Source organism: Streptomyces sp. ISL-87 (assembly GCF_018614095.1).
GTDB lineage: Bacteria > Actinomycetota > Actinomycetes > Streptomycetales > Streptomycetaceae > Streptomyces.
On the sequence record NZ_JAGGOY010000083.1, the window covers coordinates 57,644 to 78,588 of the forward strand.

General features: G+C 70.4%; 21 protein-coding genes. All 21 read left to right on the top strand.

Annotated features, from left to right (window positions below; translation table 11 throughout):
- Window positions 1-40: 40 nt before the first annotated feature.
- The 21 genes from J7I97_RS28720 (at window position 41) to J7I97_RS28820 (ending at window position 20,926) form a co-directional block, all read left to right on the top strand.
- A complete protein-coding gene (locus J7I97_RS28720) occupies window positions 41-1,690 on the top strand; it encodes a thiamine pyrophosphate-binding protein (RefSeq protein WP_214940444.1) in 1,650 nt (549 codons plus the stop codon).
- A gap of 55 nt (window positions 1,691-1,745) precedes the next feature.
- Window positions 1,746-2,177, top strand: coding sequence for a nuclear transport factor 2 family protein (locus J7I97_RS28725; protein WP_214940447.1), 432 nt, complete (start codon window positions 1,746-1,748; stop codon window positions 2,175-2,177).
- 34 nt (window positions 2,178-2,211) lie between these two features.
- A complete protein-coding gene (locus J7I97_RS28730) occupies window positions 2,212-2,667 on the top strand; it encodes a nuclear transport factor 2 family protein (RefSeq protein ID WP_214940450.1) in 456 nt (151 codons plus the stop codon).
- 4 nt (window positions 2,668-2,671) lie between these two features.
- The gene (locus tag J7I97_RS28735; RefSeq protein WP_308363857.1) at window positions 2,672-3,061 is read left to right on the top strand and encodes a nuclear transport factor 2 family protein; all 390 of its coding nucleotides are present in this window, start codon (window positions 2,672-2,674) and stop codon (window positions 3,059-3,061) included.
- A gap of 13 nt (window positions 3,062-3,074) precedes the next feature.
- Window positions 3,075-4,688 (top strand): GMC family oxidoreductase, encoded by a 1,614-nt coding sequence (locus J7I97_RS28740; RefSeq protein WP_214940453.1) that lies wholly within the window; start codon window positions 3,075-3,077, stop codon window positions 4,686-4,688.
- The gene (locus J7I97_RS28745; RefSeq protein ID WP_214940456.1) at window positions 4,681-5,289 is read left to right on the top strand and encodes a DJ-1/PfpI family protein; all 609 of its coding nucleotides are present in this window, start codon (window positions 4,681-4,683) and stop codon (window positions 5,287-5,289) included. The genes J7I97_RS28740 and J7I97_RS28745 overlap by 8 nt, the downstream gene beginning before the upstream one ends.
- Complete coding sequence (locus J7I97_RS28750; protein ID WP_214940459.1) at window positions 5,289-5,744, top strand: VOC family protein; 456 nt, start codon at window positions 5,289-5,291, stop codon at window positions 5,742-5,744. The genes J7I97_RS28745 and J7I97_RS28750 overlap by 1 nt, the downstream gene beginning before the upstream one ends.
- A 3-nt stretch (window positions 5,745-5,747) precedes the next feature.
- Window positions 5,748-7,568 carry an AGE family epimerase/isomerase gene (locus J7I97_RS28755; protein WP_214940462.1) on the top strand — a complete coding sequence of 607 codons (1,821 nt, stop codon included), beginning with the start codon at window positions 5,748-5,750 and terminating at the stop codon, window positions 7,566-7,568.
- A gap of 37 nt (window positions 7,569-7,605) precedes the next feature.
- Window positions 7,606-7,956 carry an STAS domain-containing protein gene (locus tag J7I97_RS28760; RefSeq protein ID WP_214940465.1) on the top strand — a complete coding sequence of 117 codons (351 nt, stop codon included), beginning with the start codon at window positions 7,606-7,608 and terminating at the stop codon, window positions 7,954-7,956.
- Complete coding sequence (gene glgX / locus J7I97_RS28765; RefSeq protein WP_251049861.1) at window positions 7,953-10,100, top strand: glycogen debranching protein GlgX; 2,148 nt, start codon at window positions 7,953-7,955, stop codon at window positions 10,098-10,100. Before J7I97_RS28760 ends, glgX begins: the two co-directional genes overlap by 4 nt.
- A 16-nt stretch (window positions 10,101-10,116) precedes the next feature.
- Window positions 10,117-10,428, top strand: coding sequence for an STAS domain-containing protein (locus J7I97_RS28770; protein WP_214940470.1), 312 nt, complete (start codon window positions 10,117-10,119; stop codon window positions 10,426-10,428).
- Window positions 10,429-10,442: 14 nt separating this feature from the next.
- Window positions 10,443-10,898, top strand: a complete 456-nt coding sequence (locus J7I97_RS28775) for an anti-sigma regulatory factor (RefSeq protein ID WP_251049870.1) — start codon at window positions 10,443-10,445, stop codon at window positions 10,896-10,898.
- Complete coding sequence (locus J7I97_RS28780; protein WP_214940474.1) at window positions 10,880-12,130, top strand: PP2C family protein-serine/threonine phosphatase; 1,251 nt, start codon at window positions 10,880-10,882, stop codon at window positions 12,128-12,130. Before J7I97_RS28775 ends, J7I97_RS28780 begins: the two co-directional genes overlap by 19 nt.
- Window positions 12,130-12,879: a MinD/ParA family protein gene (locus J7I97_RS28785; protein ID WP_214940477.1), complete on the top strand. Its 750-nt coding sequence runs from the start codon at window positions 12,130-12,132 to the stop codon at window positions 12,877-12,879. The genes J7I97_RS28780 and J7I97_RS28785 overlap by 1 nt, the downstream gene beginning before the upstream one ends.
- A 70-nt stretch (window positions 12,880-12,949) precedes the next feature.
- Window positions 12,950-13,690, top strand: coding sequence for a type 1 glutamine amidotransferase domain-containing protein (locus J7I97_RS28790; RefSeq protein WP_214940480.1), 741 nt, complete (start codon window positions 12,950-12,952; stop codon window positions 13,688-13,690).
- 36 nt (window positions 13,691-13,726) lie between these two features.
- Window positions 13,727-15,211, top strand: a complete 1,485-nt coding sequence (locus J7I97_RS28795; RefSeq protein WP_214940483.1) for an aldehyde dehydrogenase — start codon at window positions 13,727-13,729, stop codon at window positions 15,209-15,211.
- Window positions 15,212-15,219: 8 nt separating this feature from the next.
- Window positions 15,220-15,864, top strand: coding sequence for an NADPH-dependent F420 reductase (locus J7I97_RS28800; RefSeq protein ID WP_214940485.1), 645 nt, complete (start codon window positions 15,220-15,222; stop codon window positions 15,862-15,864).
- Window positions 15,849-16,397: a (2Fe-2S)-binding protein gene (locus J7I97_RS28805; RefSeq protein WP_214940487.1), complete on the top strand. Its 549-nt coding sequence runs from the start codon at window positions 15,849-15,851 to the stop codon at window positions 16,395-16,397. The genes J7I97_RS28800 and J7I97_RS28805 overlap by 16 nt, the downstream gene beginning before the upstream one ends.
- A gap of 4 nt (window positions 16,398-16,401) precedes the next feature.
- A complete protein-coding gene (locus tag J7I97_RS28810) occupies window positions 16,402-18,807 on the top strand; it encodes a xanthine dehydrogenase family protein molybdopterin-binding subunit (protein WP_251059251.1) in 2,406 nt (801 codons plus the stop codon).
- Window positions 18,804-19,628 carry a xanthine dehydrogenase family protein subunit M gene (locus J7I97_RS28815; RefSeq protein ID WP_214940489.1) on the top strand — a complete coding sequence of 275 codons (825 nt, stop codon included), beginning with the start codon at window positions 18,804-18,806 and terminating at the stop codon, window positions 19,626-19,628. Before J7I97_RS28810 ends, J7I97_RS28815 begins: the two co-directional genes overlap by 4 nt.
- A gap of 26 nt (window positions 19,629-19,654) precedes the next feature.
- Entirely contained in the window at window positions 19,655-20,926 is a 1,272-nt protein-coding gene (locus tag J7I97_RS28820; protein WP_214940491.1) for an MFS transporter, read from the top strand.
- The last annotated feature ends 19 nt before the right edge of the window (window positions 20,927-20,945 follow it).

Below are 20,945 nucleotides of genomic sequence, written 5' to 3' on the forward strand. Positions count from 1 at the left end.
CCGGTAGCTCCGTCAAGCCGCGGACAAAGAGGGGGAATTCATGGAAGCCACTCCCGGACGGGAAAGGCTGATCGAGCAGTTCAAGGCCGACGGCCTGAATGTGATGTTCGGAAATCCGGGGACCGTGGAACAGGGATTCCTCGACGCGGTGGACGCGGCGGAGGACTTCCGGTACATCCTCGCCCTCCAGGAGACCGTGGCCGCCGGCATCGCCGACGGCTACGCCCGGGCCACCGGCGGCGCGGCCCTGCTCCAGCTGCACTCCGGGGTGGGCCTGGGCAACGGCATCGGCATGCTCTACCAGTCGCTGCGCGGCCACACCCCGCTCGTCGTGGTCGCCGGTGACGCCGGGGTCCGCTACGACGCCATGGACGCGCAGATGGCGTCCGACCTGGTGGCGATGGCGAAGCCGGTGACGAAGTACGCCACCCGGGTCACCGATCCGAGGTCCGTGCTCCGCACCGTCCGCCGGGCGGTGAAGATCGCTCTGACCCCGCCCCGCGGGCCCGTGTTCGTGGCGCTGCCGATGGACGTGCTGGACGAGCTCAACTCCGAGCCCGTACTACCCGCCACGGTGCCGCTCACGGACGTGGCGCCCTCGCCGGCCTCGGTGGGGCGGGCCGCAGAGCTGCTCGCCTCCGCCGAGCGGCCGGTCGTACTCATCGGCGACGGCGTCTCGCTCTCCGGGGCCCAGGCCGAACTCGTCGCCGTGGCCGAGCTGTTGGGTGCGGACGTGTACGAGGTGGACTCCTCCGAGGTGAACATCGCGGCCTCGCACCCGCTGCGCGGCGGCCAGACGGGCCACATGTTCGGCCCGCACAGCAAGGAGCTCGTGGGCGACGCGGACGGGGTGCTGATCGTCGGCACCTATGTCTTCCCGGAGGTGTTCCCCGAGCTGGAGAGCCCCTTCCGGGCGGGCGCGAAGGTCGTCCACATCGACCTCAACGCCTACGAGATCGCCAAGAACCACCCGGTGGACCTCGGCCTCGCCGCCGATCCCAAGCAGGCGCTGCGCGCGCTGGCCGGCGTACTGGAGAAGCTGCTGACGCCGCGGCAGCGGGCGGCGGCCGCGGCCCGGCTGGACACGCGAACGCGGGAGCGGGCGCGCGCCACCCTGACGGCCGTGGACGCCGGAGGAACCGACGGCACGCCGATGGCGGTCTTCCTGCGGACCCTGGCCGAGCGGACCGCGGGCGACCTCATCGTCTTCGACGAGGCGCTGACCACCTCCCCGCTGGTCACGAAGTACCTGCCGCCCGAGCGGCCCGGCGACTACCACCTCACCCGGGGCGGTTCGCTCGGCGTCGGCTTCCCGGGCGCGGTGGGCGCCAAGCTCGCCCATCCGGACCGGCTCGTCGTCGGCTTCGCGGGCGACGGCGGCTCGATGTACACGTACCAGGCGCTGTGGACCGCGGCCCGGCACGGCATCGAGGCCAAGTTCGTCGTCTGCAACAACCGCAAGTACCGGCTGCTGGACGACAACATCGCCCAGTACTGGCGGGAACGGGACATCCCGGAGCACGGCTTCCCGGGCTCCTTCGACCTCTCGCACCCCGAGATCGACTTCGCCGCGCTGGCCCGTTCGCTGGGCGCCGGCGGGATACGGGTGGAGAAGCCAGACGAGGCGGTCACTGCGGTGACCCAGATGCTGGCGCACCCCGGCCCGTTCCTCGTCGACATCCAGATCTGACGCACCGCACCGCACCGCACACCACACCACACCACGACGGACAGGAGGAGACCGCATGCCCGCCGAGCGGCTGACCGAGGACGCGATCCGCAGTTTCGCCGAGGACTGGTACGTGGCACTGGACCAGCACCTTCCGCTGGACCGGCTGCTCGCCCTCATCACCGAGGACCTGGAGTTCAAGGTCCCCGAGGACACCTTCCTCGGGTACGAGGGCTTCGGCCGCTGGTACGCGGCCGTCACCAACCGGTTCTTCGACGAGGTGCACACGGTCACGAAGGTGGAGCCCGTCATCGAGGGCGACCGGGCGATCGTCCGGGTGCTCGTCAACTGGCAGGCCAAGATCTGGGACCCGCCGGCCGCCCGCAGCGAGTGGCTCGGCTTCGACGCCGACCAGACCTGGACCGTGGTGGCAGGCCCGGACGGACCGCTGATCAAGCAGTACACCGTCAACGACCTGGCGCCGATGCCCGGTTCCGGCTCCCTCTGACCGCCGGTCGCGGCGAAGCCAAGGAGAAGCGACGATGACCGAAGTGACACGGGAGCGGGTCGAGGCGGCCTACCGCGCCCTCGGCTCCGGCGACCGGGCGCGCATCCTGGAGTACTACTCCGAGGACCTGCGCTGGCAGGTGCCGGGCAACCACCCGCTCGCCGGCTGGTACGAGAGCCTGGACGCCTTCCTGGAGCTGATGGGCCAGACCCACAAGCTCACGGGCGGCACCTTCCGGATGGACATCCAGGCGGTCCTCGTCGGTGAGGACTGCAGTGCCGACCTCTGCCGCAACATCGCCCTGCGCGGCGGAGCCGACGAGTCGAGCCAGTCCCCGTACGAGCGGATGGACTACCCGGTCTTCCACTTCATGCGGTGGCGGGACGGGCGGATCGTCGAGGGCCACGACGGGCTCTTCGGCGACTCGGCCACAGCCTTCAGCCAGTTCTGGGCGCCGTTCGCGCCGGACGGAACCCGCAGGGACCGATAGGGGGATGAGCGCGATGAGCGCGGTGGACGCACGAAGGATCCTTGAAAAGTACTACGAGTACGCCAACGCCGGGGACTGGGACCGCTGGTGCGACCTGTTCGCCGACGACCAGGTCATGGACGAGCAGCTCGCCGGACACATCGAGGGCCTGGAGGTCCTGCGCTCGATGATGAAGGGCATGGGGACGATGTACCGCGTCTTCCAGAACAAGCCCGTGCACTTCCTCGTCGACGGGGAGAAGGCCGCGGCCGTCTCCCACCTGACCGCGGTGAGCGCCTCCGGCGAGGCCATCGAGGCAGAGGTCATGAACTTCTTCCGGATCGTGGACGGAAAGATCGTCTACATGGCGAACTACCACGACACCGTCCCGTTCCAGGTGCTGAGCCAGGGCTGAGGGGGGTCTACCCATGGCTGTAGACGAGTACGACTACGTCATCGTGGGCTCCGGCACCGCCGGCAGCGTCCTGGCCAACCGGCTCTCCGAGGACCCGGACGTCTCCGTCCTCGTCCTGGAGGCCGGAGGCAACCGCATCCCGCCCGAGGTGGACGACCCGTCCTCCTGGTACAAGCTGCTCGGCGGGCCCGTCGACTGGGGTTACACCAGCGTCCCGCAGCCGGGGCTCGACGGCCGCCGTACGTACGAACCGCGCGGCAAGGCCCCCGGCGGCAGCAGCAACCTGTACATCATGATGCACATCCGGGGCCACGCCTCGGACTTCGACAACTGGGCCTACCAGGGCGCGGCCGGCTGGGCGTACGAGGACGTGCTCCCGTATTTCGCCCTGCTGGAGAGCCAGGAGGACGCCACCGCGGCCACCACCGGCACCCGGGGCCCGCAGCGGATCACCAACGCCGGGCAGCACAGCCCCAACCCGGTCTCCCGCGCCTTCATCGACGCGGCCGTCGAGCTCGGCCACGAGGAGATCGCGGACTTCAACACCGACGGCCCGCGGCGCGGCCTCTTCGGTACCGGCTGGCACCACATCGACGTGGCCGACGGCCGCCGCCAGGGCACCCTCGCCGCCTACCTGGAGCCGGCGCTCGAACGCTCCAACCTGACCCTGCGCACCAGCGCGCAGAGCACCCGGCTGCTCTTCGACGGGGACACCTGCACGGGCGTCGAGTACGCGCAGCTCGCGCCGCCGGCCGAGTTCCCGGGCCGGACGGTCCGGGACAGCCGTACCGTCGGCGACACAGCCGCCGAGTCCGGGCTGCACACCGTGCGGGCCCGCCGGGAGGTGATCGTGGCGGCCGGGGCGATCGAGTCCCCGAAGCTGCTGCTGCTCTCCGGCATCGGCCACCCCGGGCAGCTGCGCGAGCACGGCATCGAGGTCACCGCGGCCCTGCCCGGGGTCGGCGAGAACTTCCACAACCACGTGCTGACCGGGCTGATGGCCGAGGTCACCCAGGAACTGCCGCCGCCGGCGCAGAACCTCTCCGAGAGCGCTCTGTTCCTGTCGTCGCAGCCGGGCCTGCCCGCCCCGGACCTCCAGATCGCCTTCGTGCACGTGCCGTTCGACGTGATCGTCGGCCAGGACCACCCCAACACGGTGAGCATCCTGCCCGGTGTCGTACGCCCGGTCTCGCGCGGCTGGATCAGGCTGGCGAGCGCGGATCCGCTGGCCCACCCGCTGATCAACCCGAACTACCTGGGCGACCGGTGGGACCTGGAGCGGATGGTGCAGGGCGTCAAGACCGCCCGGGAGATCTTCGCGACCTCCGCCTTCTCGCCCTGGTACAAGCAGGAGCTCCAGCCCGGGCCCGGCTACTCCACCGACGACGACCTGCGGACCTTCGTCAAGCAGAAGTCGGAGAGCTACCACCACCAGGCCGGCTCCTGCCGCATGGGCATCGACGACCTCTCCGTCGTCGACCCGGAGATGCGGGTGCACGGCGTACGGAACCTGCGCGTCGTCGACGCCAGCGTGATGCCCGCCGTCCCGTCGGGCAACTGCCACACCGCCATCGCGATGATCGCCGAGCGCGCGGCGGACTTCCTGAAGGGGGTGTCCCGTGCCTGAGGCCGTGCGCGAGGGCGCGCTGTCCGGGTCCCGGATCGCGGTCCTGGTCGAGAGTGACTTCTACGAGCCGGAGATCTTCTACTACCAGCACCGGTTCGCCGAGGAGGGCGCCGAGGTCGAGTTCCTGACCCGGCTGTGGGGCAACGACTCCATCACCTTCTCCGGGCACGAGTATCGTGCGCCCTTCACCGCCAGCCAGTCCCTGGAGGGGCTGAGCGACGAGGAGCTGCGCCGGTACGCGGCGATCATCGTGCCCTCGGGCATGGTGGCCGACCGGCTGCGCTACACCGAGGACGTAGACCGGCTGGCGCCGGCGACGGAGCTGCTGCGCCGGGCCTTCGAGGAGCCGACGGTCCTCAAGGGGATCATCTGCCACGGCATGTGGCTGGCCGCCTCGATCCCGGGCAAGGTGCGCGGTCGCAAGGTGGTGTGCCACAACAACCTCATCGGTGACGTGCGGAACATGGGCGCCCAGTACGTCGACGAGGACGTGGTGGTCGACGGAGACCTGGTCACCGGCCGCACCGGTGCCCACCACCACCTCTTCGCCCGCCGGATCATCGAGCTGATCGCGGCGGGGCGGGGGCGGGGGACCGGCTGATGGGACAGATGGTCTGGTCGCACGTGGGCCTGAACTGCACGGACCAGAAGAGCACCGAGGAGTTCTACACCCGGTACTTCGGTTTCACCCGGGCCAGGGTGGTCGACCTCGGGGAGGCCCAGATCGTGTTCCTGCGCAAGGGGGACGCGTACCTGGAGCTCTTCGCGGCCGGCAGCGAACCGGCGCGCACGGCGCTGGCGGTCCCCCCAGCGGTAGCTGGGGGAGACGGGCCGCAGGCCCCGGGCCGGATGCGCCACCTCGCCTTTCAGACGGACAGCGTGGACGCGTTCCTGGCGGAACTGGGTGACGCGGCCGAAGTGACCCTGGGGCCGCTGGACTTCGACGACTTCATCTGCGGGTGGCGGACCGTGTGGCTCCGCGATCCCGACGGAGTGATCGTCGAGGTCAGCCAGGGATTCGAGGACGACCGCTCTCACGACAAGGACGGTGTGTGAAACATGGCTGATGCCGTGAGCTTCTCCTTCTCCGACACGATCGCGGGCTACGTCGTCCGCTTCGACTCCGCGACACGGCTGCTGGGGCTGAAGACCTCGGACGGCCGCGCGTTCGACGTCTCGCTGGCCGGCGACCCGAGCGCCGAGCTGGTCCGCAACCTGGACGAGCCGTACATCGACGCCTCCGGGCACATCGACGAGATGCTCTCGCCCGGCCGCTTCCTCTTCGCCTACGGCGTCCACTACCCGGAGCACGGCGGCCGGTTCGACGCCAAACGCCTGGTGTTCCTGGGCCGCGGCGCCGAGGACTACCGGTTCGAGGAGCCCAGCTGGTGGGTCAAGCAGATCGAGTCGCTGGCCGACTTCTACATCCGCGCCCAGTTCGGTGACGGGCCGGTCGACTTCGACCAGTACCGCACCGAGATCCGGCTCGGCGGCGACAAGACCGCCAGCCACGTCCAGGAGACCGACACGATCTCCCGCCTGGTCTACGGCATGGCCTCGGCCTACCTGCTGACCGGCAAGGACGAGTACCTGGAGGTCGCCGAGCGCGGCACCGAGTACCTGCGCAAGCACATGCGGGTCGTGGACAGCGAAGAGGACGTGGTCTTCTGGTACCACGGCATCAGCGTGGACGGGGACACCGAGCGCAAGCTGTTCACCTCGGAGTTCTCCGACGACTACGACGCGATCCCGATGTACGAGCAGATCTACGCGCTGGCCGGCCCCATCCAGACGTACCGGGTCACCGGTGACATCCGGATCAAGAACGACGCGGACGCCACCATCCGGCTGTTCGACAAGTTCTTCAAGGACCCGGAGCAGGGCGGCTACTACTCGCACATCGACCCGATCCTATTCAGCGCGGACCACGAGTCCCTCGGCGAGAACGCCGAGCGCAAGAACTGGAACTCGGTCGGCGACCACGCCCCCGCGTACCTGATCAACCTGTACCTGGCGACCGGCGACCAGAGGTACGCCGACTTCCTCGAGTACACCTTCGACACCATCGCGGACAAGTTCCCGGACTACAAGAACAGCCCCTTCGTCCAGGAGCGCTTCTTCCGCGACTGGTCGCACGACACCGCGCACAGCTGGCAGCAGAACCGCGCGGTGGTCGGCCACAACCTGAAGATCGCCTGGAACCTGATGCGCATGAACTCCCTGAAGGCCAAGCCGGCCTACGAGGAGCTCGCCCGCAAGATCGGCGAGATCATGCCGGCCGTCGGCAGCGACCAGCAGCGCGGCGGCTGGTACGACGTCGTCGAGCGGATCAAGAACGGCGACCAGGAGACGTATCGTTTCGCCTGGCACGACCGCAAGGCCTGGTGGCAGCAGGAGCAGGCGATCCTCGCCTACCTCATCCTGAACGGCACGGTCGGCGGAGACGACTTCCTGCGCGAGGCCCGGCAGGCGGAGGCGTTCTACAACACCTTCTTCCTCGACCACGACGAGGGAGCCGTCTACTTCAACGTGCTCGCGAGCGGTACTCCGTACCTGCTCGGCACCGAGCGGCTCAAGGGCAGCCACTCGATGTCCATGTACCACTCGGCGGAGCTCTGCTACCTCTCCGCCGTCTACAACAACCTGCTCATCAACGGCCGGGAGATGGACTTCCACTTCCAGCCCGACCCGACCAGCCTGCCCGACCGCGTGCTGCGCGTCTCGCCCGACCTGCTTCCCGCGGGTTCGGTCCAGGTCGCGTCCGTCGAGATCGACGAGAAGCCGTGGACGGACTTCGACGCGGACGGCCTCACGGTCCGGCTGCCCGACGTCCAGGGGCGGGTCAAGGTCAAGGTCCGGCTGCGCCCGGTGACCCAGTAGGGCCCAACGGGGGGCGCCCCAAATAGAGGGGAACATCATGGCTCTCAACCTCAAGGAACGCCGGAACAAGACGGGCACCGTGCTCGTCGCCACCGGCGAGATCAACAGTGAGACCTCCGGATCGCTGCTGCAGACGCTGCTGCCGCTGGTCCGCGAGGGCCGGCCGCTGCGCATCGACCTCACGGCCGTCAGCTACGTCTCCAGCGCGGGCCTGCGCACCCTGCTCGTCGTCTACCGCGAGGCCCAGCACGCCGGCGTAGCCGTCACCCTCTACGGGGTGAGCGAGGAAGTCCGGTTCGTCATGTCGGCCACCGGTTTCCTCGACTTCTTCGAGGCGGGCGAGGCAGCGGCGGCCGAAGCCAAGGTCAAGGCACGGTCCACGCGATGACCGAGGCCCAGTCCGAGCAAGTCCTGCGCGTCGACGCGTACCCCACCCACGAAGTGGGCGGGTTCCGCGTCCGCGCGGGCAAGCCGTTCCCGTTCGGGGCCAATGTGGTCCCCGGCGGGGTCAGTTTCTCCGTCTTCTCCGACCAGGCCACCTCCATGACCCTGGTCATCTACAAGCGCGGAGAGCCCGAGCCGATGGCCGAGCTGGAATTCCCCGAGGAATTCCGCACCGGCAGCGTCTTCGCCATGACGGTCTTCGGCCTCGACCACGAGAACATCGAGTACGGCTACCGGGCCGACGGACCGTACGACCCCGTCACCGGCCACCGCTTCGACGCCCGGCAGGTCCTCTCCGACCCCTACGCGCGGCTGATCGCCGGCCGCGACGTGTGGGGCGTGGAGCCGGACCGCACCCGCGGCTACCAGTACCGCTCGCGGGTCTGCCTCCAGGACTTCGACTGGGGCGACGACACCCCGCTGCGCACGCCCGCCGAGGACCTCGTCGTGTACGAGGCCCACGTGCGCGGCTTCACCCGGCACCCCTCCTCGGGCGTCACCGCCCCCGGCACCTTCGCGGGACTGCGGGAGAAGATCCCGTACCTGAAGGAGCTCGGGGTGAACTGCATCGAGCTGCTCCCGGTGTTCGAGTTCGACGAGAGCGACAACCCGCGCAGCAACCCGGAGACGGGCGAGAAGCTCTACGACTACTGGGGCTACAACACCATCTCGTTCTTCGCGCCCAAGGCCGGCTACGCGGCCACCGGACGCTACGGCATGCAGGGCGACGAGTTCCGCACCCTGATCAAGGACCTGCACGCGGCCGGCATCGAGGTCATCCTCGACGTCGTCTTCAACCACACCGCCGAGGGCAACGAGCAGGGCCCGACGATCTCCTTCAAGGGGCTCGACAACGCCACGTACTACATGCTCACGCCCGAGGGGTACTACTTCAACTTCAGCGGCACGGGCAACACGGTCAACTGCAACCACCCCGTCGTGCGCAACTACGTGCTCGACTGCCTGCGCCACTGGGTCGCCGACTACCACATCGACGGCTTCCGCTTCGACCTCGCGGCCATCCTCGGCCGGGACCTGGACGGCACTCCGCTGCCCAACCCGCCGCTGCTGGAGCTGCTCGCCTACGACCCGGTCCTGCGTCACACCAAGCTCATCGCCGAGGCCTGGGACGCGGGCGGCCTCTACGAGGTCGGCAACTTCCCGGCGTACGGCCGCTGGGCGGAGTGGAACGGGAAGTACCGCGACACCGTGCGCAGCTTCCTCAAGGGCGACCCGGGCATCACGGGGGAGCTGGCCACCCGCATCGCCGGCTCGCCCGACCTCTACTCCAGCCGCGGAACCTCCGCGTCGGTCAACTTCCTGACCGCTCACGACGGTTTCACCCTGGCCGACCTGGTCTCGTACAACGACAAGCACAACGGGGCCAACGGCGAGGGCAACAACGACGGCGGCAACGACAACGCCAGCTGGAACTGCGGGGCCGAGGGGCCGACCGACGACCCCGAGGTCAACGCGCTGCGGCTGCGGCAGATGAAGAACGCCCTGGCCATCCTCTTCACCAGCCAGGGCATCCCGATGCTGCTGTCCGGCGATGAGGTCGCACGCACCCAGCAGGGCAACAACAACACGTACTGCCAGGACAACGAACTCTCCTGGTTCGACTGGGACCAGGTCGACGACAACGCCGAACTGCTCCGCTTCACACGGGAGATGATCGCCTTCCGGGGGCACCACCGCGAGCTGCGCTCCACCACCCACCCCACCGGCCAGCTCCGGGACAGCCTCGGGCTGCCCGACATCAGCTGGCACGGGGAGCGGGCCTGGCAGCCCGACTGGTCGGCCGAGAGCCGGCTGCTGGCGGTGGCCCGCTGCGGCACCGGCGACGACGACGTGGTGTACGTGGCCATGAACTCGCACTGGGAGTCGCACGATCTGGAACTGCCCGCCCTGCCGGGCGGGCGGAGCTGGCACCTGTTCGCCGACACCGGCGCGCAGGCGCCGTACGACATCCGCACCCCGGGTGGGGAGCAGGAGCTGGACAACGCCGGCAAGTACCTCATCGGCCCCCGCTCCGTCGTGATCCTCGTGGGCCGCACGAACGATCCCGAGACGACCGGGACGCCCTGACCGAAGGAGACCTGACATGCCGCTTTCCGTGTCCCTGAGCATCGAGGGCGACACCACCGTGATCGAGCTGACGGGCGAGCTGGACGCCAAGACGGCACCGGACTTCCACCAGACCATCGAGAAGGCCGCCGGGCACGGCACCAGCACCGTCGAGATCAGGATGGCCGGGGTCGGCTACATGGCCAGCGCCGGACTGCGCTCGCTGGTCTTCGCCCAGCAGAAGGTGGCCGACCACGTGACCATCAAGGTGGTCGGCGCCATCGAGCCCGTCTCCCGGACCATCCGCACGGCCGGGCTCGACCGCAGCATCGTCCTCTCCGATGACTGACGCCGGTGAGTGACATGGTCGAACTGGCGAGGACGCCCGCCGAACTGGAGGTGCCCGCGACCATCTGGGCGCTGGGCGAGATCGCCGCGTTCGTCCTGCGGCTGGCCGCGGCCGGGGGCCTGGACAAGGGCGCCGCGTACCGGCTCCGGCTGGCCGTGGACGAACTGGCCACGAACATCGTCATGCACGGGTACCGGGGCGGCGGCGGGCGGATCACCGTCCGCGGCCGCTCCGGCCCCGCAGGGGTGCAGATCGCCATCGAGGACACCGCCCCCGCGTTCGACCCCGTCGAAGGCTGCCTGCCCCCCGTCCCCGGGCTCCCCCCGGAGCGGCGCAGGGTCGGTGGCCTCGGCATCCACCTGGCGCTGACCAGCGTGGACGAATTCAGCTACACCCGCAGGAACGGCCGCAACATCAGCACGCTGACTGTGAAGGCTGAGGGGACGGACCCATGCCCTCCACGACCGTGATCATCCTTGACGAGTACCCGCCTCCGCCGCCCGAGCTGCTCGACGCGCTGCGGATGATGGACGCGGAACTCGACACCCGCACCATGGTGGAACTGCTGTACGGCCCGCTGGAGGAGCTCCCCGTCGCCGACGTACTGCTCGTGCCGGCCGACTGCGACGGGGAGTCCGTACGCACGACCGTGCGCCGGCTGCGCCGCTGGGCCGGGACCCCCATCGTGGTCGTCTGGACCGTGGCGGAGTTCGGCGCCCTGGAGGAACACGTCCGGCTCGGCCACGACTACCTCGTGCCGCCCTTCCTGCCCGCCCTCGTCGGGGCCCGGCTGCACAGCTGCTCGGAGCGCGCCGGGCTCGGCCGTACTCTGCGCGAGGCCGACGCCCGGGCGGAACTGCGGGGCTATGAGAAGGAGCTGGAGATCGGCCGGGAGATCCAGGCCGGATTCCTGCCCGAATCGCTGCCGGTCCCCGACGGCTGGGAGATCGACGTACGCTTCCGGCCCGCCCGGCAGGTCGCCGGGGACTTCTACGACGTCTTCGAGATCTCCCGCGGCCGCCGGCTCGCGGTCGTCGTCGCCGACGTCTGTGACAAGGGGGTGGGCGCGGCGCTCTTCATGGCGCTCATCCGCTCCCTGCTGCGGCACACCGCCGAGAACAGCGGCCTCCAGCACCTGATGGCCGCGGGCCGGACCGGCGGAAGCCGCCGGACCCCGGTCGTCGGCGCCACCCCGCTGCTCAACGCGGTCACCGCGACCAACGGCTACCTCACCCGCAACCACCTGCGGCAGGGCTACTTCGCCACCCTGTTCTTCGGGGTGCTCGACCCGCGCACCGGCAGCCTCGTCTACATCAACGGCGGCCACAACCCGCCGCTGCTGCTGCGAGCCGACGGCGGCAGCCCCATTCCCCTGGAGGTCACCGGGCCGGCCGTCGGGGTGCTGCCCGACTGCGTCTACACCCTCGGCTACGCCCAGTTGAACCCTGGGGACACCCTGTTCGTGTTCACCGACGGAGTCCCCGAGGCCCGCTGTCCGAACGGCAGCTTCCTCGGTGACGAACGGATGCTGGAGCTGCTCGCCGGCACCCCGGTGAGCGGCAAGGACGTGGTCGACCGGATCGACCTGGCGGTGCGGGAGCACACCGGCACCGCCGAACAGCACGACGACGTCACCATGCTGGCCTTGCACCGGCCTCGTGCGGCGCGGGGGCCGTACGCAGGCGGCAAGGCGGTGGCCTGATGACCCGGACCATCGTGGTGCACTCGCACCGCGGTGGCACCGGGAAGTCCTCGGTGCTGGCGAACCTCGCGCTGCTGATCGCGGCGCAGGGGCGCCGGGTGGGGGTGGTGGACACCGACATCCAGTCGCCCACCCTGGACCTGCTGTTCCGGCTGGAGCCCGGCCCCTCCCTGGTCGACTACCTGCTCAGCCACTGCGAGATCGAGGCCACGGCCCAGCAGGTCGGCGCGCCCGGGCTGTACGTCGTACCGGCGCGGACCCGGACCGGGACCGCCGCACTGCGCGAGCTCATGTCCACCGGGTACGACGTCGGGCTGCTGCCGGAGGGCTTCGACCGGCTGGCGCGGCACTTCGCCCTCGACGTGCTGCTGCTGGACACCCATGCCGGCCTCAACAACGAGTCGGTGACCGCCATGGGGAGCGCCGACGTACTGATGATCATGGCGCGGGCCGATCGCATCGACCTCTCCGGGGCCGAGGAGACCCTCTCCCTGGCCGGACGGCTGCCCTGCCGCCGCATGCTGGTCCTGAGCATGGCCCCGGAGGGAATCGACCGGGACCGGATCCGCCGGTGTGCCGAGGAGGCCTACGGTGCGCCCTTGGCCGGAATCCTTCCCTACGCGCCGGAAATGGCCGCCCTGTACGGCGAACGCATATTCGCCGAAGCCCATCCCGACCACCCCCTGATCGGTGAATTCCGCACCATCATCTCGGCGTTGGACGCACGTGACGAAGTATCACGTGCCTGACGCCCCCCCCTTACGCCCCTCGCGGGCGGCGTGTTGAATCGGCAGCGATTCCAGAACAAGGAGAACAGTCATGAAGATTCTCGTCGTCATGACGGCCAAGGCAACGCTCCATCTGCTGGACGGGGAACAACATCCCTCGGGATTCTGGGCCGAGGAATTCGTCGTTCCCTTTTCTCTCTTCAAGGCCGCCGGCCACACCGTGGACGTGGCGACGATCGGGGGTCGGGTGCCCACGGTCGACCAGACCAGCATCGACCCCCAGTTCCTCCAGTGGGTCCGCCCCCAGGGCTCGCCGAACGAGGACGCGGCCAACGCGGCCGAGTACGTCCGGGTCATCGAGAGCACCCCGCAGCTGAAGAACCCCATCGCCCTGGAGTCCCTGGGCGAGAAGGACATCGCCGACTACGACGGCATCTACATCAGCGGCGGCCACGGCGCGATCGGCGACCTGCCCAAGTCCGACGAGCTCGCCCAGATCCTGCGGTGGGCCCTCGCCCAGGACAAGCCGCTCGCCACCGTCTGCCACGGCCACACCTCGCTGCTCGCGCTGCGCGACGGCGAAGGCCGCTGGCCGTTCGAGGGCTACAAGATGACCGCCTTCTCGCACAACGAGGAGCTGGTCACCAACATGGCCGGCCGCCTCCCCCTGATCCTGGAGGTCGAGCTCACCCGGCTCGGCGCCCGGTACGAGAAGGCCGAAGCGATCTGGGACTCGCACGTGGTGGTGGACCGCAGGCTCACCACCGGCCAGAACCCGTATTCCTCCAAGGCCCTCGCCGAGACCTTCTTACGGCAGCTCGCGAAGGGCTAGCAGCACCGCCCCGCACCCCACACCGGAAAGGCAGCCATGACCAAGCGTGAGCTGAGCGGCCAGCCCCTCGCCAACCCCGGGCAGCTGTTCATCGGCGGCAAATGGGTCCCGGCCCAGGACGGCCGGACCGAGCCGGACATCAGCCCCGTGGACGGACAGGAGATCGTGCCGGTGGCCCAGGCCACCGCCGCCGACGCGGACGCGGCCGTCGCCGCGGCCCGCAAAGCGTACGAGGAAGGTCCGTGGAGCAGACTGTCCGCCCAGGAGCGCGCGCTGCGGCTTAACCGGGTCGGTGAGCTGATCGAGCGGGACCTGGAGGAGATCGCCCTGCTGGAGACGGTGGACATGGGCAAGCCGTTCGCCTTCTCCAGCACCGTCGACGCCCCCATGGCCGCTCAGCTCATGCACTACTACGCCGGCGCCGTGACCCGGGTCGACGGCTCGTCCCGGGCCCCGGCCGGCGGGCAGCTCGCGTACACCCTGCGCGAGCCGCTCGGTGTGGTCTGCGCCATCACCCCGTTCAACTTCCCGCTGCTGCTGTCGATGACGAAGATCGCGCCGGCCCTGGCGGCGGGGAACACCGTCGTCCACAAGCCGTCCCCGGCCACCCCGCTCACCGCCCTGAAGATCGCCGAGCTCTTCCAGGAGGCGGAGATCCCGGACGGGGTGCTGAACGTGATCACCGGGCCCGGTGTGGAGCTCGGCGAGATCCTCACCGACCACCCGGACATCGACAAGATCGCCTTCACCGGCTCCACCGTGGTCGGCCAGTCCATCATCCGCAAGGCGGCCGGGACCCTGAAGAAGGTGACGATGGAGCTCGGCGGGAAGTCCGCCAACATCGTCTTCGCCGACGCCGACCTCGACGCCGCCGAGGAGCTCGCCTTCTTCGGCATCTATTACAACAAGGGCGAGATCTGCACGGCCGGTTCCCGGCTGCTGCTCCACCGCCCCATCCACGACGAGATGGTCGAACGCCTGGTACGCCGGGCCGCGGCCCTCAAGCCCGGCGACCCGCGCGACCCGGCCACCCTGTTCGGGCCGCTGGCCCACCGCGGCCAGTTCGACAAGGTCAGCTCGTACATCGAGATCGGCGAGAAGGAAGGCGCCGTCCTGCGGACCGGCGGCACCGGCTGGACCCCCGAGGGAGCCTCCAGCCAGGGCCTGTACTTCCTGCCCACCGTCTTCACCGGTGTCGACAACGGGATGCGGATCGCCCAGGAGGAGATCTTCGGCCCGGTCCTGTCGATCATCCCCTTCGACACCGAGGAGGACGCCGTACGCATCGCCAACGACAGCGCGTACGGCCTCGCCGCCGGCGTCCACACCAAGGACCTGCGCCGCGCCCACCGGGTTGCCTCGCGGATCAAGGCCGGCACGGTCTGGGTGAATTGCTACAACCAGTACGACCCCTCCGTGCCCTACGGCGGCTACAAGGCCTCCGGATACGGCCGCGAGTGCGGGCCCGAATCCCTTGAGAGCTACACCCAGACCAAGTCGGTCTGGATCGGCATGGACTAGGAGCGGACATGCGCACAGGCATCATCGGCACCGGGCGGATCGGATCCACCCTCGCGCGGATCCTGGTGGCGGCCGGGCACGAGGTCTTGCTGGCCAACGCCCGCGGCCCTCAGTCCATCGGCCCCCTACTGGCCGAACTGGGCCCGGCGGCCTCGGCGGCGCACCCCGCCGAGGTCGCCGACCAGGCCGAACTCCTGGTGCTGATGGTGCCCTTCGCGAGCATCCGCGGGCTGCTCCCGGAGGCCGCGGTGGGGGACAAGGTGCTGGTGGACGCCACGAACGCGTTCACCGGCGCCGGTACCCCCGCCGATCTCGGCGGCCGGGGTTCCAGCGAACTGGTCGCCGAGTGGTACCCCGGAGCCCGGGTCGTGAAATCCCTGAACACCATGTATTTCGAAACACTCGCCGTCGCTGGGGGCACCTCCCGGGCGAAGCCCAGGGGGAGCACCTCGGGGGGCGAGCGTCTGGCCCATTTCACGGCGGGCGACGACGGGAAAGCGAAGGAAATCGTCGCGGGAATCATTACGGACCTCGGATTCGCTCCCGTCGACACCGGCCCGCTGCACGCCGGAGGAATTCTCCAGCAGCCGGGCGGGCCCCTCTACAACCGGCCGCTCACGGAAGCGCAGGCGCTCGCATGGATCTCACACTGAATGTCAACGGAAGACCCGAGAAATTCGCGGTACAGCCCAACGAACTGCTCGTGGAGCGGCTCCGCGACGGCCTCGGGCTGACCGGCACCAAGGTCGGCTGCGACACCGGCCAGTGCGGGTCCTGCGTCGTCCAGCTCGACGGCAGGTCCGCCAAGAGCTGCCTCGTCCTCACCGTGTCGGCCGCCGGCTCCGAGGTGACCACCATCGAGGGAGTCACCACCCCCGGCGGTGAACTCACCGGCCTCCAGGAGGCGCTGCGTCAGGAACACGGCACCCAGTGCGGGTTCTGCACCCCCGGCATGGTCATGGCGCTCGGCGAACTCGTCGACTCCACCGCCGGCGGCGAGGCCCCCACCGAGCCCGAGATCCGCGAGTGGCTCACCGGCAACCTGTGCCGCTGCACCGGCTACCACAGCGTGGTGCGCGGTGTGCAGCGCGCCTGCTCCGCCGCCCGGGCCGAGGCCGCCGGGGCCGCCGAGACCGGGTCCGCCGAGGCAGGGGCCGTCTCCGCAGCGTCCGGCCAGGAGGTGTGAGGACATGACCGCAGTGACGGGGGAGACCGCAGCATCGCAGAACGGCCTGCTCGGCCAGCCGATCGACAGCCGTGAGGACCCGCAGCTCCTGCGCGGCGAGGCCACGTACGTGGCGGACATCGATCTGCCCGGCACCGCGCACATGGCCATCCTCGGCAGCCCGGTGGCCCACGCGAAGATCCTCTCCATCGAGACCAAGGCCGCCGAGCAGCTGCCCGGCGTGCTCAAGGTGGCCACCGCGGCCGACTTCACCGACGTGATGCCGCTGCCCTGCATCTGGATACCCGGCGGGGTCGAGAGCCACTTCCCGCCCCACCCCTACGGACTTCCCGGCGCCCGCCCGGTCCTGACCGGCGACGCCGTGCGGCACGTCGGCGACCCGATCGCCGTGGTCGTCGCCGAGACCCCGCGCCAGGCCGCCGCCGCGCTGGCCGCCATCGCCGTCGAGTACGAGCCGCTGCCCGTGGTCACCCGGGCCGACGACGCACTCGCCGAGGGCGCGCCCCAGCTGCACGAGGCCGTCCCGGGCAACCTGAACGCGTACTGGACCTGTGGCGACAAGGACCGCACCGACGCGGCCATCGCCGACGCCGAGGTCACCGTAGAGCTCGACCTCGTGAACCAGCGCACCATCAACAGCCCCATCGAGCCCCGCGGCGCGGTCGGCGACTACAACCGGGCGACCGGCGAGTACACCCTCTACGCCTCCACCCAGGGCCCGCACAACCACCGCTTCCTGCTCTCCGCGCTGGTCCTCGGCATCCCCTTCAACAAACTCCGGGTGATCGCCCCGACCGTCGGCGGCAGCTTCGGTACCAAGGGCTACCTCTACCCCGACATGGCGCTGGTCCTGCTGCTCTCCAAGGCGCTCGGCCGGCCCGTGAAGTGGGTGGACACCCGCACCGGCCTGATGAATTCCACCGTCCAGGGCCGCGACCACCGCCAGCACGTCACCCTCGCCGGCACCCGCGACGGCCGCATCACCGCCGTGCGCTGCACCAGCTACGCCAACCTCGGCGCGTACCCCTCCACGATCGGACCCGGTGTCGCCACCGCCCTGATGGGACGCTCCATCAGCGGCATGTACGACATCCCCGCCGCCTTCTGCGAGGTCTACGCCGCCTTCACCAACACCGTCTCGCTCGGCGCCCAGCGCGGCAGCGGGCGGGCCGAGGCCGCGTTCCTGATGGAGCGCCTCGTCGACCGGTACGCCTCCGAGATCGGCATGGACCCGGCGGCGGTGCGGCGCAAGAACCTGGTGCCGAGCGAGAAGTTCCCGTACGACAACGGCCTCGGCTGGACCTACGACTCCGGGAACTACCAGCTGAACTTCGACCGGGCCATGGAGCTGTCGGGCTACGCCGACATGCCCGCCCGCAAGGCCGAGGCCCGCACCCGCGGCAAGCGCCTCGGCGTGGGCCTCGCCACCTACGTCGCCATCTGCGGTGTCGGCCCCTCCACCCGGATGTCCAAGGAGGGCATGCTTGGCGGAACCTGGGAGAGCGCCAACATCCGGGTCCACCCGACGGGCGAGGTCACCGTCACCGTCGGCTCCGCCTCCACCGGCCAGAGCCACGGCACCGTCTTCGCGCAGGTCGCCGCCGACGAGCTGGGCATCGACGTGAACACCGTCCAGGTCCTCGAGGGCGATACGCAGAAGGCCCCGTACGGCCAGGGCACCTACGGCTCGCGCTCCTACAGCATGGCCGCGCCCGCCGTGGCGCTCACCGCCCGGAAGATCAAGAGCAAGCTGGTCAAAGCCGGGGCCGTCTTCCTGGGCATCCCGGAGGAGAAGGCCGTCTACTCGGGCGGCAAGGTCTACGAAGAGGGCAACGAGGAGAACACCAAGACCTTCGCCGAGCTGGCGATGGCCATGTGGTACGGCTGGGGGCTGCCCCCGGAGATCGAGCCCGCCCTCGACGAGACCACCCACTTCGACCCGCCGGACTTCAACTACCCCTTCGGGACGCACGTCGCGGTCGTCGAGGTCGACGAACTGACGGGTGAGACCGAGGTGGTGGCGTACACCGCCGTCGACGACGCCGGCCACATCGGCAACCCGAAGGTGGTCCTCGGGCAGATCGAGGGCAGCATCGTGCACGGCCTCGGCCAGGCGCTGATGGAGGCCGCCGAATACGACGAGAACGGACTGCTCGTCACGTCCGACCTCAACAATTACGCCCTGCCGCGCGCCGCCGACGTGCCGTTCTTCGCGCTCGACAAGACGACCACGCCGTCGCCGCACAATCCGCTCGGCGCCAAGGGCGCAGGCGAGATCGCCACCGTGCCGCCCGCCGCCGCCGTCGTCAACGCGGTCGTCGACGCCCTCTCCGACCTGGGCGTGAAGCACATCGACATGCCGCTCACCCCCGAGAGGGTCTGGCGCCGCCTGAGAGGGGAAGCCCAGTGATCCTCACCGAGTTCGACTACGTCCGGCCCGTCGGCCTGGACGAGGCGCTGACCCTGCTGTCCGGGACGCCCGGCGCCCGGGTGCTGGCCGGGGGCCAGACCCTGCTGCCCGACCTGCGCACGGGCGCCGACCGGGCCGGGCTGCTGGTCGACATCCGGCACCTGGAGGAGCTGCGGGGGATCGAGGCCGCGGACGGGGGCCTGCGCATCGGCGCGCTGACCACGCTGGCCGAGCTCGCCGCCCACCCGCTGGTGCTCGACGGGGTCCCGGAGCTGGCCGCCGCGGCCCGCTCCAACGGCGACCCGCAGGTCCGTAACCTGGGCACCGCAGGCGGGAACCTGGCTGCCGGCGGGCGGGCCACCGATCTGCCGGTCGCGGCCATCGCCGCCGACGCCGTGGTGGAACTGGCCGGCCCCGGCGGGCGGTCGACCGTACCGGCCGAGGAGCTCGCGGCCTCCGGCGTGCCCGTCGGCTCGGTCGTCACCGCGCTGCTGGTGCCGGCCGCCGGGCCGGCCGCGGCCTTCGAGAAGACCGCCGACCGGGCCACCCGCTACCCGGTGTGCGCCGCGGCCGTACGGATCACCGCCGACGGGCCGCGGATCGCGGTCACCGGCGCCACCGCCCGCGCGCTGCGGCTGCGCGGGGTCGAGGACCGGCTGCGCGGGGGCCCGTACACGACGGACGCCGTACTCGCGGCGTTCCGCGCCGAGCCCAGGGAGCTGTTCGTACCCGGGCGCGGCACCTCGGCCGAGTACCTCGGCCATCTCGCGGGGGTGCTGACCGCCCGCGCGCTGGCGAGGGCTGCACAGGCCCTGGCCTGACCGCTCAACACGGGGGAGTTGAAGCAGTGGAACCGTCCAAGACATCCACGCCGACCGCACTGTCCACGGGGATCATCCCGCACCCCGCCGCCCAGCCGGCGGGTGCGCCGAGAGGCTCCGGCTTCTGGGTGGTGGCCGCGGTACTGGTCCTGCTGATGCTCTCCTCCTCCGTACCATCCGCCCTCTACGTGCTCTACCAGCAGAAGTGGGGTCTGTCCTCCGGCACCATCACGGTGGTCTTCGCCCTCTACGCCGTCACCGTGCTGACGGGGCTCCTGCTGTTCGGTTCGCTCTCGGACACCCTGGGCCGGCGCCCCGTGCTCGGCGCCGGCCTGGTCCTGGCGATCGTCTCCATGGGACTGTTCGCCGGGGCCCAGGGGCTCGGGCTGCTGCTCGCGGCCCGGGCCGTCCAGGGGCTCGCCGTCGGCCTGGCCACCGGGGCGATGGGAGCGGCCCTGCTGGAACTCACCCCGCGTTCGCGCCCCGCGCTCGGCGCCCAGGTCAACAGCGCGGGGCCGACCATCGGCATCGGGCTCGGCGGGATCGGGGCCGGCCTGCTCGTCCAGTACGCGCCCGCGCCGACCGCGCTGAGCTACTTGCTGCTCGTCGGGGCCTTCGCCGTCATGCTGGTGGGGGTGGTGCGGATGCGCGAGAGCGCTCCCGGCGCGGGAGGCGGCTTCCGGGTCGCGCCGCACCGGATCCGCATCCCGTCGGCGTCGCGCGGCCGGTTCGCCGTGCTCGTGCTGACGATCGTCGCCGTCTGGTCGGTGGGTGGTTTCTACCTCTCGCTCGGCCCGCACCTGGCGCTCTCCCTGCTGGAGAGCACCAACTACCTGGTCGGCGGCGCCACCGTGGCGCTGCTTGCCGGCGCCGCTACCTGCGCCCAGCTGCTGCTGGGCCGCACCGAGGCGCTGCGCACCGCCGTCGTCGGCCTGCTGGGGCTGCTGGCCGGGCTAGGGCTGGTCCTGCTCGCGCTGGGCCTCGGTTCGGCCGCCGTCTTCCTGGTGGCCACCGCGGTCCTCGGCAGCGGCTGGGGCGCCGCGTTCCTCGGCTCCTTCCGCGCGCTGAGCGCCCTCGCCGATCCGGCGCACCGCGGCGAACTGACCGCCGCCGTCTACGTCTTCGCGTACCTCGCCATGAGCGTGCCGGCCGTGCTCGCCGGAATGCTGACCAACATCCACGGCCTGCACCGCACTTCGGTCGGCTTCATGGCCGCCGTCGCCGGGGTGTGCGCGCTGGCCCTGCTGGTGACCTTGCGGCTGGCCGCCCGCACCCGGGCCGAGGAGGGGGCGATATGAACGACAGGAACGACAGGAA

Excerpts from the sequence above, each read along its gene's own strand:
- J7I97_RS28735 (WP_308363857.1), top strand. The coding sequence starts at position 2,672 with ATGAGCGCGATGAGCGCGGTGGACGCACGAAGGATCCTTGAAAAGTAC.
- J7I97_RS28785 (WP_214940477.1), top strand. The coding sequence starts at position 12,130 with ATGACCCGGACCATCGTGGTGCACTCGCACCGCGGTGGCACCGGGAAG.
- J7I97_RS28720 (WP_214940444.1), top strand. The coding sequence starts at position 41 with ATGGAAGCCACTCCCGGACGGGAAAGGCTGATCGAGCAGTTCAAGGCC.
- J7I97_RS28795 (WP_214940483.1), top strand. The coding sequence starts at position 13,727 with ATGACCAAGCGTGAGCTGAGCGGCCAGCCCCTCGCCAACCCCGGGCAG.
- J7I97_RS28740 (WP_214940453.1), top strand. The coding sequence starts at position 3,075 with ATGGCTGTAGACGAGTACGACTACGTCATCGTGGGCTCCGGCACCGCC.
- J7I97_RS28805 (WP_214940487.1), top strand. The coding sequence starts at position 15,849 with ATGGATCTCACACTGAATGTCAACGGAAGACCCGAGAAATTCGCGGTA.
- J7I97_RS28725 (WP_214940447.1), top strand. The coding sequence starts at position 1,746 with ATGCCCGCCGAGCGGCTGACCGAGGACGCGATCCGCAGTTTCGCCGAG.
- J7I97_RS28770 (WP_214940470.1), top strand. The coding sequence starts at position 10,117 with ATGCCGCTTTCCGTGTCCCTGAGCATCGAGGGCGACACCACCGTGATC.
- J7I97_RS28755 (WP_214940462.1), top strand. The coding sequence starts at position 5,748 with ATGGCTGATGCCGTGAGCTTCTCCTTCTCCGACACGATCGCGGGCTAC.
- J7I97_RS28790 (WP_214940480.1), top strand. The coding sequence starts at position 12,950 with ATGAAGATTCTCGTCGTCATGACGGCCAAGGCAACGCTCCATCTGCTG.
- J7I97_RS28730 (WP_214940450.1), top strand. The coding sequence starts at position 2,212 with ATGACCGAAGTGACACGGGAGCGGGTCGAGGCGGCCTACCGCGCCCTC.
- glgX (WP_251049861.1), top strand. The coding sequence starts at position 7,953 with ATGACCGAGGCCCAGTCCGAGCAAGTCCTGCGCGTCGACGCGTACCCC.
- J7I97_RS28760 (WP_214940465.1), top strand. The coding sequence starts at position 7,606 with ATGGCTCTCAACCTCAAGGAACGCCGGAACAAGACGGGCACCGTGCTC.
- J7I97_RS28780 (WP_214940474.1), top strand. The coding sequence starts at position 10,880 with ATGCCCTCCACGACCGTGATCATCCTTGACGAGTACCCGCCTCCGCCG.
- J7I97_RS28810 (WP_251059251.1), top strand. The coding sequence starts at position 16,402 with ATGACCGCAGTGACGGGGGAGACCGCAGCATCGCAGAACGGCCTGCTC.
- J7I97_RS28775 (WP_251049870.1), top strand. The coding sequence starts at position 10,443 with ATGGTCGAACTGGCGAGGACGCCCGCCGAACTGGAGGTGCCCGCGACC.
- J7I97_RS28800 (WP_214940485.1), top strand. The coding sequence starts at position 15,220 with ATGCGCACAGGCATCATCGGCACCGGGCGGATCGGATCCACCCTCGCG.
- J7I97_RS28750 (WP_214940459.1), top strand. The coding sequence starts at position 5,289 with ATGGGACAGATGGTCTGGTCGCACGTGGGCCTGAACTGCACGGACCAG.